The sequence below is a fragment of the Streptomyces sp. SX-6 genome (assembly GCF_059089585.1).
The window spans coordinates 22,703-37,091 of sequence record NZ_JBTHHU010000036.1 but is presented as its reverse complement, the minus strand read 5'-3'; the positions used below and the strand labels follow the sequence as shown (position 1 = coordinate 37,091).

Below are 14,389 nucleotides of genomic sequence, written 5' to 3'. Positions count from 1 at the left end.
GCCACGATGCCGCGACCTCCGTATGAGATGGATATGAAGAAGCGGTTCTGCTCAAGCGGGTCGGCTCAGCGGGAGCCCTTGGGGTCCAGCGCGTCCCGCACGCCGTCGCCCAGCAGGTTGAAGGCCAGCACCGTGACGAAGATGGCGACACCCGGGATGATCATGAACATCGGGTCGCCCTCATAGGTCTCCACGGCCTTGGAGAGCATCTGCCCCCAGGAGGACGTCGGCGGTTTGACACCGGCGCCGAGGAAGCTCAGCGCGGCCTCGGTGAGGACGTTGGTGGGGATCATCAGCGTCGCGTACACGGTGATCGGTGCCACCAGATTGGGCAGCAGCTCGCGGAAGAGGATGTACGTCCGCCCGGCGCCGAGGCTGCGCGCGGCCTCGACGTACTCGCGCTCTCTGAGCGACAGCGTCTGACCGCGCACGATGCGGCCCACGTACGGCCAGCCGAAGAAGCCGATCACCGCGATCAGCACGGCCATCCGCACCCCCGAACCCGTCAGCCCCCACAGCTCGTTGGGCACGACGGAGATCAGCGCGATGATGAACAGCAGCTGGGGGAAGGCCAGCAGGGCGTCCATGATCCGGCTGATGATCGTGTCGACCCAGCCGCCGAAGTAGCCCGCGACGATGCCCATGACCGTGCCGATCGCCACCGCGACCACCGCGGAGAGGAAGGCGACGATCAGCGAGACCCGGGTGCCGTAGACGACGCGGCTGAACACGTCGCGGCCGTTGGTGGGTTCGCTGCCGAGCAGGAAGTCCCCGTCGATGCCGCCCCAGGACTTCTTCGGGAGGCCGGTGAGGGAATCGATCTGGTCCTCGTGGAAATCGTTCGGCGGATGGCCGAGGAAGTGCACGATGACCGGGGCCAGGATCGCGACCAGGATCAGCAGCACCACCACGATGCCACCGCCGAGAGCCCACTTGTCGCGCTTGAGCCGTGTCCACGCGATACGCCACGGGGAGCGGCCCTCGATGGCCTTGGCCGGAAGACCGGCCCCGACGAAGTCGACCGAAGGTTCGGTCGTGCTGGTATCGGGCGATGGTGCCGTCATCGTCTGGAGGACCCCTCTCGACCGGCGAACTGCCGGGCCACCCCTGCCGCTTGAGCGGCTGGCTCACATCACTGGTGCAAGTGGTGCTGTGGTGCGGGACGCTGTGCTTGTTCAACACGTGCGGAGCAGGTCGTACAGGACCGATGGCCCTTGGAGCGGGAGTCTTCAACGCGCTCGCGATCACCCGCCAGACCCGGGGTGCAAAGGATGCGCAACCGTGATGTGCGGAGGAGAGTTCCGTTATGCGCTCAGTACGCGCGCTGCTGCGGGTAGCCGTAGCCCGCCGCGGGCGCGGGGCCGCCCCGGTCGTCACGGTCGTAGAACGGGCGGGCGTTGGCCCGCATCCACATGGCGACAGGGTCGTACTCGTCCGACATCGCCACCGTGGACACCGGCACCCCCTCGGGCACCGCGCCGACCGACTGGCGCATCATCAACTGCACCGCCTCGACGGTGGCTTGGGAGGTGTCGTACAGCTCGAGCCCGATCGCCAGGTACGGGTCCCCCAGCGTCGGCCGCACCCAGGCGCGGCGCAGCGCGCGGACGGCCGGGGTGCGCTGGGCGTGCTGGGTGAGCAGGGCGTAGAACTGCCCCGCGTCGGGCAGGTCGCCGGCCGGGTCGCTCAGCCGCAGCGGCCCCGCGGGCAGCCGGTCCAGGCCGCCGGCGATCCGGCGCAGGTCGAGCCAGGGGATGCCGACGCCGCCGCCGGGCGCGTGCGGGTTGAGCCACAGGCCCCAGCGGCCGGGGTAGAGCGAGGCGGCGAGGGAACGGCCGGGGACGATCTCGTGGGCCCGGCTCCAGCCGCTGGCGGCGAGCTCCCGGGCGGAGGTGACACAGGGCGCGTAGCCGAGCCCGTCGACCTCCATGTTCCCGTACTGCGCATCGGGCGAACCGGCCTGGCCGTGCCACAGCAGCATCCAGAGGCTGCCCTCGGCAACGGCACGCAGCAACGCCTCGTAGGCCTCGTACCCTCCGGGCGCCACTTGGCGCAGCACCTGCTCCACGCCGCTCTCCGCGCCCGCGCTCACCTGGGTCCGCCTCTTCTCTCGGCCGTCTCTGCCACCGGGTTCGTCTCACCGCGGCAGGGCGCGGTGGCGCACTCCGTACGGTCGTCCAACCAGCTTACGAGGGAGCGGTGGCGGACAGGGGGCCAGTCACCGGTCACGGTCGTAGAACGGACGGACCTGTTCACGCATCCAGTCGCCGACGGGGTCGTTCGCCACGTCGAGGAAGACGAGCTGTACGGGCCAGAGCACGGGGACGGAGCCCAGCGCACGGCCGAGGGCGGCCATGGTGGCCTCGCGGCTGTCGTCGTCGGGCAGGTCGAGCTCGACGCCGACGAACAGCGAGGGGGCGCCGCCCTCGACGGAGGCGAGGGCCCGGCGCGCCGTGCGGACCACGCGGACCGCGGTGAACTCGAGCCCGGCGGCGGCGAGGAAGGCGGTGGGCTCGTCCTGCCAGTCGGGCTGGTGCAGCCGCACCCGGCCCCCGGTCGGCTCCCCCGTGAGGCGGACGCGCCCGGCCCGGCACAACTCGGCCACGGCGGGCGGCGGCAGGGGCACGCCGACGGTGCCCTCGGGGTTGACCACGATGCCGGCCTGCGGGGGCAGGCCGCGCGCGAACTCGACGGCGGGCGCGACGGTGAAGGGCATCTGTGCCCCGGCCACGCGCAGGAACTCCTGCTCGGAGCTGAAGACCGGTACGTACGCGGCTCCGCCGAGCTCCATGGTGGGGATGTCGAGGCCGGCGTCGCCTTCCCCGCCGCCGTTCGGCAGCGGAATCCACACCAGGCTGCGGCCGAGCGCCTCGAGGATCCGCGCACCCGCGCCGGGTGCCCCCACGGAGGCGGCGAGCACCTCCTCGAGTGCGTTGGCGGGCCATGCCGCCTGCGCTTGCGCTTCGCTCCGGTACTGCTCGGGAATGCTCATCCCCGGCACCTTAACGGCTGCGCCTGGGCTCGCCGGTGGGTGGGGGGATGCGCCCCGGGCCCCGCCTGGGGCTGCGCCCCAGACCCCTGTCGCGGCTTCGCCGCTCGTCCTCAATCGCCGGACGGGCTTGATAGTGCCGGGCCGGGCTTGATTTTCAGCGCGGGCGCGAAAATCCAGCCCGTCCGGCGATTGAGGACAACCGTGCGGAGCGCGGTTTCGGGGTCCGGGGCGGAGCCCCGGAAGAAACGGTGAAAGGGCGGGGCAGGGGCACCCTTCCCCGGCGGTGCCAAATCGGTACCCCTCAGACGGCCCATCGCACGCTCGTACGTGCAATGATGTGCCCGCCGCACGGCACTACGCACGGCACCAACTGCATACCGGCCGCTCGAATCCGCGCGGGAGAGCCCCGGCAGCACGCCGCAACCGCACCGTGCACACCGGGCGCCGAAGGAGCAAGTTCCTCCCTTGAATCTCTCAGGCCCCGTACCGCGCGGGTGAGGCAGATCTGAAAAGCGGGCCGCCGCGTACGACGGCCCCACCCAAGGTGCAAGCCGGAGTTCCCCAGCGGAGCTCTCGGTGAACCTCTCAGGTTCCGATGACAGATGGGGAGGCCAGATCCTCGCGACGTCTGCCCGGGAGCCCAGCCATGACCGCCGTACCCCGTCACACCGCCCTCGACGCGCTGCACCGCGCCCTCGGCGCGACGATGACCGACTTCGCGGGCTGGGACATGCCCCTGCGCTACGGCAGCGAGCGCGACGAGCACCTCGCCGTCCGTACCCGTGCCGGGCTCTTCGACCTCTCGCACATGGGCGAGATCACCCTCACCGGCCCCGGCGCCAGCCAGGCCCTGGACCACGCGCTGGTCGGCAACCTCTCCGCGCTGGCCGTCGGCCGCGCCCGGTACACCATGATCTGCAACGCCGACGGCGGCATCCTGGACGACCTGATCGTCTACCGCCTGGCCGAGCAGGAGTACATGGTGGTCGCCAACGCCTCCAACGCCCAGACGGTGCTGGACGCGCTCACCGAGCGGGCGGCCGGCTTCGAGACGGCCGTCCGCGACGACCGCGACAACTACGCGCTCATCGCCGTCCAGGGCCCGGCCTCCCCCGGCATCCTGGCCTCCGTCACCGACGCCGACCTGGACGGCCTGAAGTACTACGCGGGCCTGCCCGGCACGGTCGCGGGCGTGTCCCCGCTGATCGCCCGCACCGGCTACACCGGCGAGGACGGCTTCGAGCTGTTCGTCGCGCCCGGTGACGCCGAGAAGCTGTGGCAGGCGCTGACCGAGGCCGGGGCCGGCGCGGGCCTGGTGCCCTGCGGCCTCTCCTGCCGGGACACCCTGCGCCTGGAGGCGGGCATGCCGCTGTACGGGCACGAGCTGACCGCCGCGACGACCCCGTTCGACGCGGGGCTCGGCCGGGTCGTGAAGTTCGACAAGCCCGGCGACTTCGTCGGCCGCGCCGCGCTCGAGGCCGCCGCCGAACGCGCCCGGACCGCCCCGCCCCGCAAGCTCGTCGGCCTGGTCGCCGCCGGCCGCCGGGTGCCGCGCGCCGGGTACCCGGTCGTCGCGGGCGACGAGGTCATCGGCGAGGTGACCTCGGGCGCCCCCTCCCCCACGCTCGGCAAGCCGGTCGCGATCGCGTACGTGGACGCGGCCCACGCGGCGCCCGGAACCGAGGGCGTCGCCGTCGACATCCGCGGCAGCCACGAGCCGTACGAGGTAGTGGCGCTTCCCTTCTACAAGAGGGACCGCTGACTTCCGCTTCCGTCTCACCTGTCAAGACCCGTTGCACCAGCATCCCCGCACGTACAGGAGAATCGACCCATGAGCAACCCCCAGCAGCTGCGCTACACCAAGGAGCACGAGTGGCTGTCGGCCGCCGAGAACGGTGTGGCGACGGTCGGCATCACGGAGTTCGCGGCCAACGCGCTCGGTGACGTCGTCTACGCCCAGCTCCCCGCGGTCGGTGACACGATCACCGCGGGCGAGACCTGTGGCGAGCTGGAGTCGACCAAGTCGGTCAGCGACCTGTTCGCCCCGGTCACGGGTGAGGTCGTCGAGGCCAACCAGGACGTCGTGGACGACCCCGCGCTGGTGAACTCCGCCCCCCTCGAGGGCGGCTGGCTGTTCAAGGTGAAGATCACGGACGAGCCGGCGGACCTGCTGACCGCCGCCGAGTACGAGGCCTTCACCGCAGGCTGACCCCTCCGCCCGCCCCTTGCCCCAGGAAGAACTCATGTCTCTGCTGAACAGCTCCCTCCATGAGCTCGACCCCGACGTCGCCGCCGCTGTCGACGCCGAACTCCACCGCCAGCAGTCCACCCTCGAGATGATCGCGTCGGAGAACTTCGCTCCGGTCGCCGTCATGGAGGCCCAGGGCTCCGTCCTCACCAACAAGTACGCCGAGGGCTACCCGGGCCGCCGCTACTACGGCGGCTGCGAGCACGTCGACGTCGTCGAGCAGATCGCGATCGACCGGATCAAGGCGCTCTTCGGCGCCGAGCACGCGAACGTCCAGCCGCACTCCGGTGCGCAGGCCAACGCCGCCGCGATGTTCGCCCTGCTCTCCCCCGGCGACACCATCCTGGGTCTGAACCTCGCCCACGGCGGGCACCTGACCCACGGCATGAAGATCAACTTCTCCGGCAAGCTCTACAACGTGGTCGCCTACCACGTCGACGAGAAGACCAACCTGGTCGACATGGAGGAGGTCGAGCGCCTCGCCAAGGAGCACCGCCCGAAGCTGATCGTCGCCGGCTGGTCCGCCTACCCGCGTCAGCTGGACTTCGCGGCCTTCCGCCGGATCGCCGACGAGGTCGGCGCGTACCTGATGGTCGACATGGCCCACTTCGCGGGCCTGGTCGCCGCCGGGCTGCACCCCTCCCCGGTGCCGCACGCGCACGTGGTGACCACCACCACGCACAAGACCCTGGGCGGCCCGCGCGGCGGTGTGATCCTGTCCACGGCCGAGCTCGCCAAGAAGATCAACTCGGCGGTCTTCCCCGGCCAGCAGGGCGGCCCGCTCGAGCACGTGATCGCGGCCAAGGCGGTCTCGTTCAAGGTCGCGGCGAGCGAGGAGTTCAAGGACCGCCAGCGGCGCACCCTCGAGGGCGCGAAGATCCTGGCCGAGCGCCTGGTCCAGGACGACGTCACGGAGGTCGGCGTCTCCGTCCTGTCCGGCGGCACCGACGTCCACCTGGTCCTGGTCGACCTGCGCAACAGCGAGCTCGACGGGCAGCAGGCGGAGGACCGTCTCCACGAGGTCGGCATCACGGTCAACCGCAACGCCATCCCGAACGACCCGCGCCCCCCGATGGTCACCTCGGGCCTGCGGATCGGCACCCCGGCGCTGGCCACGCGCGGCTTCACGGCGGAGGACTTCCGCGAGGTCGCCGACATCATCGCCGAGGCGCTCAAGGCGCCCTCTCCCTTCGGGACGGCCGACGCGGCCGCCCTCAAGGCCCGTGTCACGGCCCTGGCGGACAAGTACCCGCTCTACCCCGGTCTGTAGTAACTCCGGGTTAACCAGCCGGTAGGGGGCGTCGGGCACACTCCACAGTGAACCGACGCCCCCGTACCGTGACCGGGGCCGGCGAACGTGCGCCGCATCACCACCGGCCCCCGGCGCAAAACCACCCGCATCACGCACACTGAGAAGCGGGCTTCCCCCCTGTACCGCCCCCGAACCACAAGGAGCTGCCACCGTGGCCATCTCCGTCTTCGATCTCTTCTCGATCGGCATAGGCCCGTCCAGCTCCCATACGGTCGGCCCGATGCGCGCCGCCCGCATGTTCGTGGGGCGTCTCAAGAAGGACGGCCTGCTCGCGCAGACCACGTCCGTGCGCGCGGAGCTCTTCGGCTCCCTCGGTGCCACCGGCCACGGCCACGGCACGCCCAAGGCCGTCCTGCTCGGCCTCGAGGGCCACTCCCCCCGCACCGTCGACGTCGAGACCGCCGACGACGAGGTCGAGCGCATCCGCACCACCAAGCGGCTGCGCCTGCTCGGCGCCGAGATCGGCTCGGACCACGAGATCGACTTCGACGAGTCGGCCCAGCTGATCCTCCACCGCCGCCGCGCCCTGCCGTACCACGCGAACGGCATGACCCTCTTCGCCTACGACGAGGCGGGCGCCCCCCTGCTGGAGAAGACCTACTACTCGGTCGGCGGCGGCTTCGTCATCGACGAGGACGCGGTGGGCGCCGACCGGATCGTCCTCGACGACACCGTCCTGAAGTACCCCTTCCGCACCGGTGACGAGCTGCTGCGCCTCTCCCGCGAGACCGGCCTGTCGATCTCCGCGCTGATGCTGGAGAACGAGAAGGCCTGGCGCACCGAGACCGAGATCCGCGAGGGGCTGCTGGAGATCTGGCGCGTGATGCAGGCCTGCGTCGCGCGCGGCATGTCCCGCGAGGGCATCCTCCCCGGCGGCCTGAAGGTCCGCCGCCGCGCCGCCAGCACCGCGCGCCAGCTGCGCGCCGAGGGCGACCCGCAGGCCCGCGCGATGGAGTGGATCACGGTCTACGCCATGGCGGTCAACGAGGAGAACGCCGCGGGCGGCCGCGTCGTCACCGCCCCCACCAACGGCGCCGCCGGCATCATCCCCGCCGTCCTGCACTACTACATGGACTTCGTGCCCGGCGCGGACGAGGACGGCATCGTCCGCTTCCTCCTCGCCGCGGGCGCGATCGGCATGCTCTTCAAGGAGAACGCCTCGATCTCCGGCGCCGAGGTCGGCTGCCAGGGCGAGGTCGGCTCCGCCTGCTCGATGGCCTCCGGCGGCCTCGCCGAGGTCCTCGGCGGCACACCGGAGCAGGTCGAGAACGCGGCCGAGATCGGCATGGAGCACAACCTCGGTCTCACCTGCGACCCCGTCGGCGGCCTGGTGCAGATCCCCTGCATCGAGCGCAACGGCATGGCCGCGGCGAAGGCCGTCACGGCGGCCCGCATGGCCCTGCGCGGCGACGGCCGCCACCACGTCTCCCTCGACAAGGTCATCAAGACCATGAAGGAGACGGGCGCGGACATGAAGGTCAAGTACAAGGAGACGGCGCGGGGCGGCCTCGCGGTCAACGTCATCGAGTGCTGACGGGGCCGTCCCCGGAAACACGCTGAAACGGCCGCCGTTCCCCCTTGTGCGCAAGGGCGGAGCGGCGGCCGAGTCTGTGCGTGGTCACATGCGGTCGGCGGCGATGAGGAGGTAGTGGAAGCTGCCCTCCTTGTACGCGGTCAGGAACGGCTCCTCGATCCCCGTCGCCACCGAGGACTTGGCTCGCAGCTCCCAGTAGGGAATGGTCGCGGGCGTGAGGTCGACGACGTCGATGGGGACGAGGCCGTTGGCGGCCATGGCCCTGAAGTAGGCGCTGCGCGGATGGATGTTGCACGTGTAGTGCTCGTCGATCCGGCTGACGGCCTTGGACCGGCCGCCCGTGAGGTCGTTGGAGCAGCCGGTGATGCACACGTACCGGCCGCCGAACTCCAGCACGCGGGTGAACTCGGCGAAGAGCTCGAAGAGATCGACGTACATCGTGGTCTCGTTGGTCCAGACGGCCCGGCGGGAGCCGGCGGCGAACCCGGTGTCGAGCATGTTGCGGAAGTGGAACCGTACGCGGTCCGCCACGCCCCGCTTCCTGGCCTGGTCGTTGGCGAACGCGACCTGGGACTCCGAGATGGACACGCCGTCCACCCGGCAGCCGAAGCGCTGGTTGGCCATGAAACCGGTGCCGCCGCGGCCGGATCCGGCGTCCAGCAGCAGATCCCGTGACGCGACGGTACCGAGGTGGTTCAGGAGGACATCGGCCTGCGCCGTCTCCAGCCGGTGCAGCTCCTCGATGATGCGGGTGTCGCGGGTGTCCTCGGGGCCTTCGAGGACGGCGGGGTCGTAGTCGCCGAGGCCGTAGTGGTGGTGGTAGAGGCCGTCGACGTCGCCCAGGCGCAGGTTGACCGGGTCCTTCTCGTTGTTCCAGTACGCGGCGACGGACTTCTGGTAGGCCGTGCGCAGGACAGGGGTGGTGGTCATGCCGGTGAAGCTCCTTGCTTGCCGTTGTAGCGACTGCAGCCCGCGTGCCATTCGCGGTTGCCGCCGAGCCAGGCCCACACCCCCGCGAGGAAGCGGCCCAGTTGGGGCGGCCCGGCCAGGGCGAGGGCGGCGGCCTCCCTCTCGAAGGTGTGCACCAGCTCGTCGTGGATCTCCGCGCTCCGCCCGACCGCCTCGCGCAGCGAGCACCGCTCTTCCGCCGCGATCACGGTGGGCAGGTTGAACTCCACGGCGGAGGACTCGTGTTCCTTGGTCATCGAGTACAGGTCGTTGACGAGCGTGGCGGCCGTCGACGCCATCGTCACGGCGCGGCGCACCCGGGGTTCGCCGTACTCGGTGGCGGACAGCGCGTAGCCGCCCACCGCGTCGGTCAGGGCGACGCAGGGGAGGAAACTGTTCATCTGACGGTGCGCCAGATACTCCGCGACGCCGGGCATGCGCTCCTGGGAACGCCATGAGCCCTCCTGGCCGTAGCCCACGAACAGCACCGCGATCTCGTGGCGCAGCCGGGCGACTTGGGACCGTTCCGCGTACCGGGCCAGATGCCGGACGGCGGAGCGGAGGGCTTCCCGTACGGGGTCCTCGCGCAGGGACTCTTCGCCGGCGGGGGCGTAACGCGCCGGGAGGTGGGACGGGTCGATCGCCGGGTGGGCGCGCCCGAGGTGGTCGCCGAGGAGTTCGGGCCCGGAGTCGGGGGTGTCGCAGTAGTAGTCGTCGGTGGCCCACTCGGCCACCGCGCACTTGCCTGCCGCGAGCAGCCGGTCCGGGTCGTCGGTGTCGGGGTGGGCCAGCATCATCAGCCGCCCGAAGCCGGCCGCGCGCAGGCGGTCGAGCCGCCCGGCGTAGAGGCCGATGTCCTCGGCCCACTCCACCAGGCGGGCGTTGACCTCCTCGCCGAGTGCCGGGTCGTCCCGTACGGCGGGCGGGCAGTACAGCGGCGGTACGGACTCCTTCCGCCGCGGGGGCCGTTCCTCCTTCCCCGGCCGGCCGCCTGCCGCGAGACGGGCGGCCGAGCTGCCGAGCCCGGTGGGGCCGGCGGGCACCCCGAGGGCAGTGCGCCGGGCCCGCACGGGGGTGGGGACGAAAGCGGGTGACGCGGGAGCGAGAGCCTTGGCCGCCGACGTACCGAGCCCGGTGGGGCCGGCGGGGATCCTCGGTCCGGCCGGTACCGCCGGCGCCGGGTCCCGCCGCAGCAGACCCGGCCCGGCGGGACGTACCGGGTCGGACAGCAGGGCGTCCACCAGGGCGGCGGCCGCCGTACGCTCAACCACGCGCGCGGACCTCGCAGTTCTCGAGGACCCCGATCGCGTCGGGAACGAGCACCGCGGCCGAGTAGTAGGCGGTGACGAGGTACGAGATGATGGCCTTCTCGTCGATCCCCATGAACCGCACGTTGAGGCCGGGCTCGACCTCGTCGGGGATGCCGGTCTGGTTGAGGCCGATGACGCCCTCGTTGTCCTCGCCGGTGCGCATGGCGATGATCGGGGTGGTCTGGTACTCCGAGACCGGGATCTTGCCGCAGGGGTAGATCGGGACGCCCCGCCAGGCGGGCACATGGTGCCCGTCGGCGTCGACCGTACCCATGGTGATCCCCCGCTTGTTGCACTCCTTGCCGAAGGCAGCGATCGCACGCGGGTGGGCGAAGATGCACTGGGTGCCGCGCCGCATGCTCAGCAGGTCGTCGAGGTCGTCGGGGGTGGGCGGGCCGGAGTGGGTCGGGATGCGCTGCTTGAAGTCCGTGTTGTGGAGCAGCCCGAACTCCTTGCTGTTGACCAGCTCGTGCTCCTGGCGCTCGCGCAGGGCCTCGATGGTCAGCCGCAGCTGCTGCTGCGTCTGGTTCATGGGCTCGTTGTAGAGGTCGGCGACCCTGGTGTGCACCCTGAGCACGGTCTGCGCCACGCTCAACTCGTATTCGCGCGGGTTGAGTTCGTAGTCCGCGAAGGTGCCCGGCAGGACGGGCTCGCCCACGTGCCCGGAGAGGAAGTCGATGGCGGCCTCGCCGGCCTTGTTCCTGGGCCTGGCCGCGTCGGCCCCGAGCCGGTCGACGTGGGAGCGCAGCGCCTCGTACCGGCCGGCCACCGCCTTGTACGCCGACATCGGCAGCGCCAGCACCGTGGTCGCGGTCACGGCGCGGGCCGTGAAGTCCCACTTGCGGTCGGCTCCGGCCAGTACGTCCCCGCCGAAGCTGTCGCCGTCGGAGAGCCGGCCGAGGAGGGTCTCGCCGTCGTACTTCGCCGGGCCGGTCTGGTCCACGCGGCCGTGCGCGATGAGGTAGACGTGGTCGGCCTTCTTCCCGGCCTGGACGATGACCTGGCCGGGGTCGTACTCCTTCTGCACGAACTTGTCGGCCAGCGCGCCCAGTGCGGTGGGCTCGCCGAACCCGTGCAGGAGCGGCAGTTCGGCCAACTCGGCAGGGATGACACGGACCTTGGAGCCGTTCTGCTCGAAGGTCACCTTGCCGTCCCCGACCGTGTAGGCCAGCCGCCGGTTGACCCGGTAGGTGCCGCCCGCCACATCGACCCAGGGCAGCTTCCGCAGCAGCCACCGGGAGCTGATCCCCTGCATCTGGGGTTCGGACTTGGTCGTCGTCGCGAGATTCCTCGCGGCTTCGGTGCTGAGCGCGAGCCGTTCCTCCTCGCGCTCCCCCGTGCTCGCCGTCGAAGTCGTACCCGTCTGGAGCGCCATCGGCCGCCACCTCTCTCCCGCTGATCACTTTCCGCGCACAGCTGTAACGCATGGTGTTCAGGAGCGGGGCTGGTGCGCGCCGAGACCGCACCTAAATGGACCTCTCCCCGACACGGGTGATGCAACGACCGCTTTTGTACCTCAATTCGACTGGGTGATCAGTGGATTGACGACGTGTCCTGTAGTCATATCCGGCGTTAGCCGCATGAAGGGATGATGAGGCTTCCACGTCATCCCGGAGGGAGGGAATGACGATGGGAATCGCCGTTGACTTCGGGGAGCTCGACCGCCTGTGCGGCGAGGAACTGCCGCCCCGGACCGTGCTGTCGGCCCTGCTGTCGGGCGGGGGCGATCATCCGGTGTACCCGACGCTGATGAGGACGGAACACGGAGCCACCGTGGCCTATGCCTGTCAGTACCGGCAGGATGCCGCGGGCCCCGGTCTGCTGGTCGCGCTGGGACTCGCTCCCAGTTCTCCCGGCTACACGACGACGTGCATTCCCGCGGCAATCTCCCGTCATTGATGGCGTGTTCATCACGCGTTCACCAGTAGAAGTAGAAAGGGGCAGGGAAATGGAAAGCACCATCAGCTTCGACGAACTCGACCGTATTGCGGGCGAAGTTCTGCCCGAGCGCACCGTCATGGGTGTCGTGTCCACCCCGTTCAACAACGCCGGGGGTCACGACGGCGGCGGCTCCGGCGCCGGCAGCGCGAGCAGCAGCTCCGCGGCGGCCACGGGCGGCGGCGTGTACGCACCGGCGCCCAGCGACCACGGCACGACGATCCTGTCGTCCTGCCAGTCCTTCGACCACCAGGGCACCCCGGGTCTGCTCGGCTCGCTGGGTCTGGGCTCCCAGAACCCGAACGTCGGCATGACCTGTACCCCCGCGGCCATCGCGAGCCACTGACCGCGTAGCGGTACGCCACACCCCCCGGGGAGGGGGCCGGGGACTGCCGGCCCCCTCCTCACCGCTCCTGGAGGGCAGCATGTCCGAGCCCGCGCTGGTGACCGGCACCGAACTGGTCGGCGAGTTCGAGGGGTCCGGCTACCGCGAGCCGCCCCATCTGGTCTGCCGCTCCGACGGCCAGCTCGTACGGCTGCCGGCCGTGCTCTACCACGTCGTCAGGGCGCTGGACGGCAAGTCCACCATGGCGGAGGTGGCCACCTCCCTCAGCCGGGAGACGGGGCGCCCGTTCGGCACGGAACACGTCGCCTTCCTCGTCGACAAGAAGCTCGCCCCCCTGGGCATCACCACCCACAGCGACGGTTCCCCGCCCCCGCCCGTCCGGAAGACCGACCCCTTCCTCGCCTTCCGCTACCGGCTGGCCGTCCTTCCCGAGCAGGCCACTTGGGCCCTCTCCGGCCTCTTCGCCTGGCTGTTCCGCCCGTCACTGGTCGCCTTCGTCGTCGGCGCGTTCGTCACAAGCGAGGCATGGGTGTGGACGACGCAGGACACCGGTACGGCACTGCGGGGCGTACTCTCCGCCCCGGGCGACGTGCTCCTGGTCATCCTCCTGGCGATCGCCTCGTGCGTGTTCCACGAGATGGGCCATGGTGCGGCATGCCGGTACGGAGGCGTACGCCCCGGTGCCATGGGGTGCGGCATCTATCTCGTCTGGCCCGCCTTCTACACCGACATCACCAACTCCTACCGGCTGAGCCGGGCGGGCCGCATCCGCGCCGACCTCGGCGGCGTCTACTTCAACGCCCTCTTCGTCCTCGGCCTGCTGGCGCTGTACGAGGCGACCCGCATCCCGCTGCTCCTGGTGGCGGTCCTCTCCGTCAACCTCGAGATCATCCAACAGCTGCTTCCCACGCTGCGGTTCGACGGCTACTACATCGTCGCGGACCTGGTCGGCGTCCCCGACCTCTTCAAGTACATCGCCCCCATCCTCAAGCGCTTCCTGCTCCGGCGGCGCCCGCAGGACGACCGGCTCCGCGACCTCAAGCGGTGGCCCCAGATCGTCGTCGCCGTCTGGGTCACCTTCCTGATCCCGGCCCTCGCCTTCCAGCTGGGCCTGATGGTCGTCAACCTGCCCCAGCTGCTTCAGGCCGACCGGGAGAGGATCGGCCTGCTGCTCACGGACGCCAACGCCTCCGGAAGCCTGCTGGTATGGGCTGCGGCGGGCCTCCAGATCCTCCTGATCGCACTCCCCCTCGCCGGACTGGCCCTCGCCCTGGCGCGCCCGCTGCGCTCCGCCGTCCGCCTGGTCGCGCGACGCCGCGGGAGCGCTTAGCCCTCCCCGTCGTACCGCGCCCGGGCCTCGGCTATCGCTCCGCGGTGCCGCTCGGCCCAGCCCACCAGCGCGGTGAGCGTCGAGCGCAGTTCCTGCGCCATCGGCGTGAGGCTGTACTCCACCTTCGGCGGCACCGTGGGGTGGACAGTCCGGATGAGCAGGCCGTCGCGTTCGAGCTTGCGCAGGTTCAGGGTGAGCATGCGGCGGCTGATGCCGGTGATGGTGCGCTCCAGTTCGGTGAAGCGCACGGGGCCATGGGCGGCGGCGACCAGGATGCCGATGCTCCACTTGCCCGCGACGTGGTCGAGGACCTCGGTGATCGGGCAGGCCTCTTCGACCTGGCCGGTGTTGACCTGGCCGGTGTTGACCTGGTCGGGCACATCGGTGTGACTGCGTGACAAGAAAGTGCCTCCTTCCCTCGACCGCGATGG

At 70.8% G+C, this 14,389-nt stretch carries 14 protein-coding genes and 1 riboswitch; of the genes, 7 read left to right on the top strand and 7 right to left on the bottom strand.

Annotated features, from left to right (window positions below):
- Nucleotides 1-65: 65 nt before the first annotated feature.
- From ACV530_RS30740 to ACV530_RS30730, 3 genes are all read right to left on the bottom strand, one after another.
- Nucleotides 66-1,064 (bottom strand): ABC transporter permease, encoded by a 999-nt coding sequence (locus tag ACV530_RS30740; RefSeq protein ID WP_494335939.1) that lies wholly within the window; start codon nucleotides 1,062-1,064, stop codon nucleotides 66-68.
- Between the two features lie 248 nt (nucleotides 1,065-1,312).
- Nucleotides 1,313-2,092: an enhanced serine sensitivity protein SseB C-terminal domain-containing protein gene (locus ACV530_RS30735; RefSeq protein WP_494335938.1), complete on the bottom strand. Its 780-nt coding sequence runs from the start codon at nucleotides 2,090-2,092 to the stop codon at nucleotides 1,313-1,315.
- A 126-nt stretch (nucleotides 2,093-2,218) separates the two neighbouring features.
- Nucleotides 2,219-2,992 carry an enhanced serine sensitivity protein SseB gene (locus tag ACV530_RS30730; protein WP_494335937.1) on the bottom strand — a complete coding sequence of 258 codons (774 nt, stop codon included), beginning with the start codon at nucleotides 2,990-2,992 and terminating at the stop codon, nucleotides 2,219-2,221.
- 386 nt (nucleotides 2,993-3,378) lie between these two features.
- A riboswitch (glycine riboswitch) is annotated at nucleotides 3,379-3,491 on the top strand.
- A 147-nt stretch (nucleotides 3,492-3,638) separates the two neighbouring features.
- Here ACV530_RS30730 and gcvT point away from each other — a divergent pair.
- From gcvT to ACV530_RS30710, 4 genes are all read left to right on the top strand, one after another.
- A complete protein-coding gene (gene gcvT, locus ACV530_RS30725) occupies nucleotides 3,639-4,754 on the top strand; it encodes a glycine cleavage system aminomethyltransferase GcvT (protein WP_494335936.1) in 1,116 nt (371 codons plus the stop codon).
- Nucleotides 4,755-4,823: 69 nt separating this feature from the next.
- Nucleotides 4,824-5,201, top strand: coding sequence for a glycine cleavage system protein GcvH (gcvH, locus tag ACV530_RS30720; RefSeq protein WP_494335935.1), 378 nt, complete (start codon nucleotides 4,824-4,826; stop codon nucleotides 5,199-5,201).
- 34 nt (nucleotides 5,202-5,235) lie between these two features.
- Nucleotides 5,236-6,510 (top strand): serine hydroxymethyltransferase, encoded by a 1,275-nt coding sequence (gene glyA / locus ACV530_RS30715; RefSeq protein ID WP_494335934.1) that lies wholly within the window; start codon nucleotides 5,236-5,238, stop codon nucleotides 6,508-6,510.
- A gap of 193 nt (nucleotides 6,511-6,703) precedes the next feature.
- On the top strand, nucleotides 6,704-8,086 hold the full coding sequence (locus ACV530_RS30710) for an L-serine ammonia-lyase (RefSeq protein ID WP_494335933.1): 1,383 nt from the start codon (nucleotides 6,704-6,706) through the stop codon (nucleotides 8,084-8,086).
- 84 nt (nucleotides 8,087-8,170) lie between these two features.
- Here the strand turns inward: ACV530_RS30710 and ACV530_RS30705 are convergent, their stop codons facing one another.
- From ACV530_RS30705 to ACV530_RS30695, 3 genes are read right to left on the bottom strand one after another with little or no spacing between them, the layout of a single operon-like run.
- Nucleotides 8,171-9,016 carry a geranyl diphosphate 2-C-methyltransferase gene (locus ACV530_RS30705; protein ID WP_494335932.1) on the bottom strand — a complete coding sequence of 282 codons (846 nt, stop codon included), beginning with the start codon at nucleotides 9,014-9,016 and terminating at the stop codon, nucleotides 8,171-8,173.
- Entirely contained in the window at nucleotides 9,013-10,305 is a 1,293-nt protein-coding gene (locus tag ACV530_RS30700; protein ID WP_494335931.1) for a family 2 encapsulin nanocompartment cargo protein terpene cyclase, read from the bottom strand. The genes ACV530_RS30705 and ACV530_RS30700 overlap by 4 nt, the downstream gene beginning before the upstream one ends.
- A complete protein-coding gene (locus ACV530_RS30695) occupies nucleotides 10,298-11,719 on the bottom strand; it encodes a family 2B encapsulin nanocompartment shell protein (protein ID WP_494335930.1) in 1,422 nt (473 codons plus the stop codon). Before ACV530_RS30695 ends, ACV530_RS30700 begins: the two co-directional genes overlap by 8 nt.
- Before the next feature lie 254 nt (nucleotides 11,720-11,973).
- Here ACV530_RS30695 and ACV530_RS30690 point away from each other — a divergent pair, with 254 nt between their 5' ends.
- The 3 genes from ACV530_RS30690 (at nucleotide 11,974) to ACV530_RS30680 (ending at nucleotide 13,958) form a co-directional block, all read left to right on the top strand.
- Nucleotides 11,974-12,243 carry a hypothetical protein gene (locus tag ACV530_RS30690; RefSeq protein ID WP_494335929.1) on the top strand — a complete coding sequence of 90 codons (270 nt, stop codon included), beginning with the start codon at nucleotides 11,974-11,976 and terminating at the stop codon, nucleotides 12,241-12,243.
- A 49-nt stretch (nucleotides 12,244-12,292) separates the two neighbouring features.
- Complete coding sequence (locus ACV530_RS30685; RefSeq protein WP_494335928.1) at nucleotides 12,293-12,628, top strand: hypothetical protein; 336 nt, start codon at nucleotides 12,293-12,295, stop codon at nucleotides 12,626-12,628.
- 79 nt (nucleotides 12,629-12,707) lie between these two features.
- On the top strand, nucleotides 12,708-13,958 hold the full coding sequence (locus ACV530_RS30680; RefSeq protein ID WP_494335927.1) for a zinc metalloprotease: 1,251 nt from the start codon (nucleotides 12,708-12,710) through the stop codon (nucleotides 13,956-13,958).
- On the opposite strand, the gene ACV530_RS30675 is transcribed toward ACV530_RS30680, so the two are convergent.
- Nucleotides 13,955-14,359: a winged helix-turn-helix transcriptional regulator gene (locus ACV530_RS30675; protein ID WP_494335926.1), complete on the bottom strand. Its 405-nt coding sequence runs from the start codon at nucleotides 14,357-14,359 to the stop codon at nucleotides 13,955-13,957. The genes ACV530_RS30680 and ACV530_RS30675 overlap by 4 nt on opposite strands.
- Nucleotides 14,360-14,389: the final 30 nt, after the last annotated feature.

What these genes read in the sequence shown, in the direction of transcription:
- ACV530_RS30740 (WP_494335939.1), bottom strand. Translation starts at nt 1,064, where the DNA reads ATGACGGCACCATCGCCCGATACCAGCACGACCGAACCTTCGGTCGAC.
- ACV530_RS30730 (WP_494335937.1), bottom strand. Translation starts at nt 2,992, where the DNA reads ATGAGCATTCCCGAGCAGTACCGGAGCGAAGCGCAAGCGCAGGCGGCA.
- gcvT (WP_494335936.1), top strand. Translation starts at nt 3,639, where the DNA reads ATGACCGCCGTACCCCGTCACACCGCCCTCGACGCGCTGCACCGCGCC.
- gcvH (WP_494335935.1), top strand. Translation starts at nt 4,824, where the DNA reads ATGAGCAACCCCCAGCAGCTGCGCTACACCAAGGAGCACGAGTGGCTG.
- glyA (WP_494335934.1), top strand. Translation starts at nt 5,236, where the DNA reads ATGTCTCTGCTGAACAGCTCCCTCCATGAGCTCGACCCCGACGTCGCC.
- ACV530_RS30705 (WP_494335932.1), bottom strand. Translation starts at nt 9,016, where the DNA reads ATGACCACCACCCCTGTCCTGCGCACGGCCTACCAGAAGTCCGTCGCC.
- ACV530_RS30695 (WP_494335930.1), bottom strand. Translation starts at nt 11,719, where the DNA reads ATGGCGCTCCAGACGGGTACGACTTCGACGGCGAGCACGGGGGAGCGC.
- ACV530_RS30690 (WP_494335929.1), top strand. Translation starts at nt 11,974, where the DNA reads ATGGGAATCGCCGTTGACTTCGGGGAGCTCGACCGCCTGTGCGGCGAG.
- ACV530_RS30685 (WP_494335928.1), top strand. Translation starts at nt 12,293, where the DNA reads ATGGAAAGCACCATCAGCTTCGACGAACTCGACCGTATTGCGGGCGAA.
- ACV530_RS30680 (WP_494335927.1), top strand. Translation starts at nt 12,708, where the DNA reads ATGTCCGAGCCCGCGCTGGTGACCGGCACCGAACTGGTCGGCGAGTTC.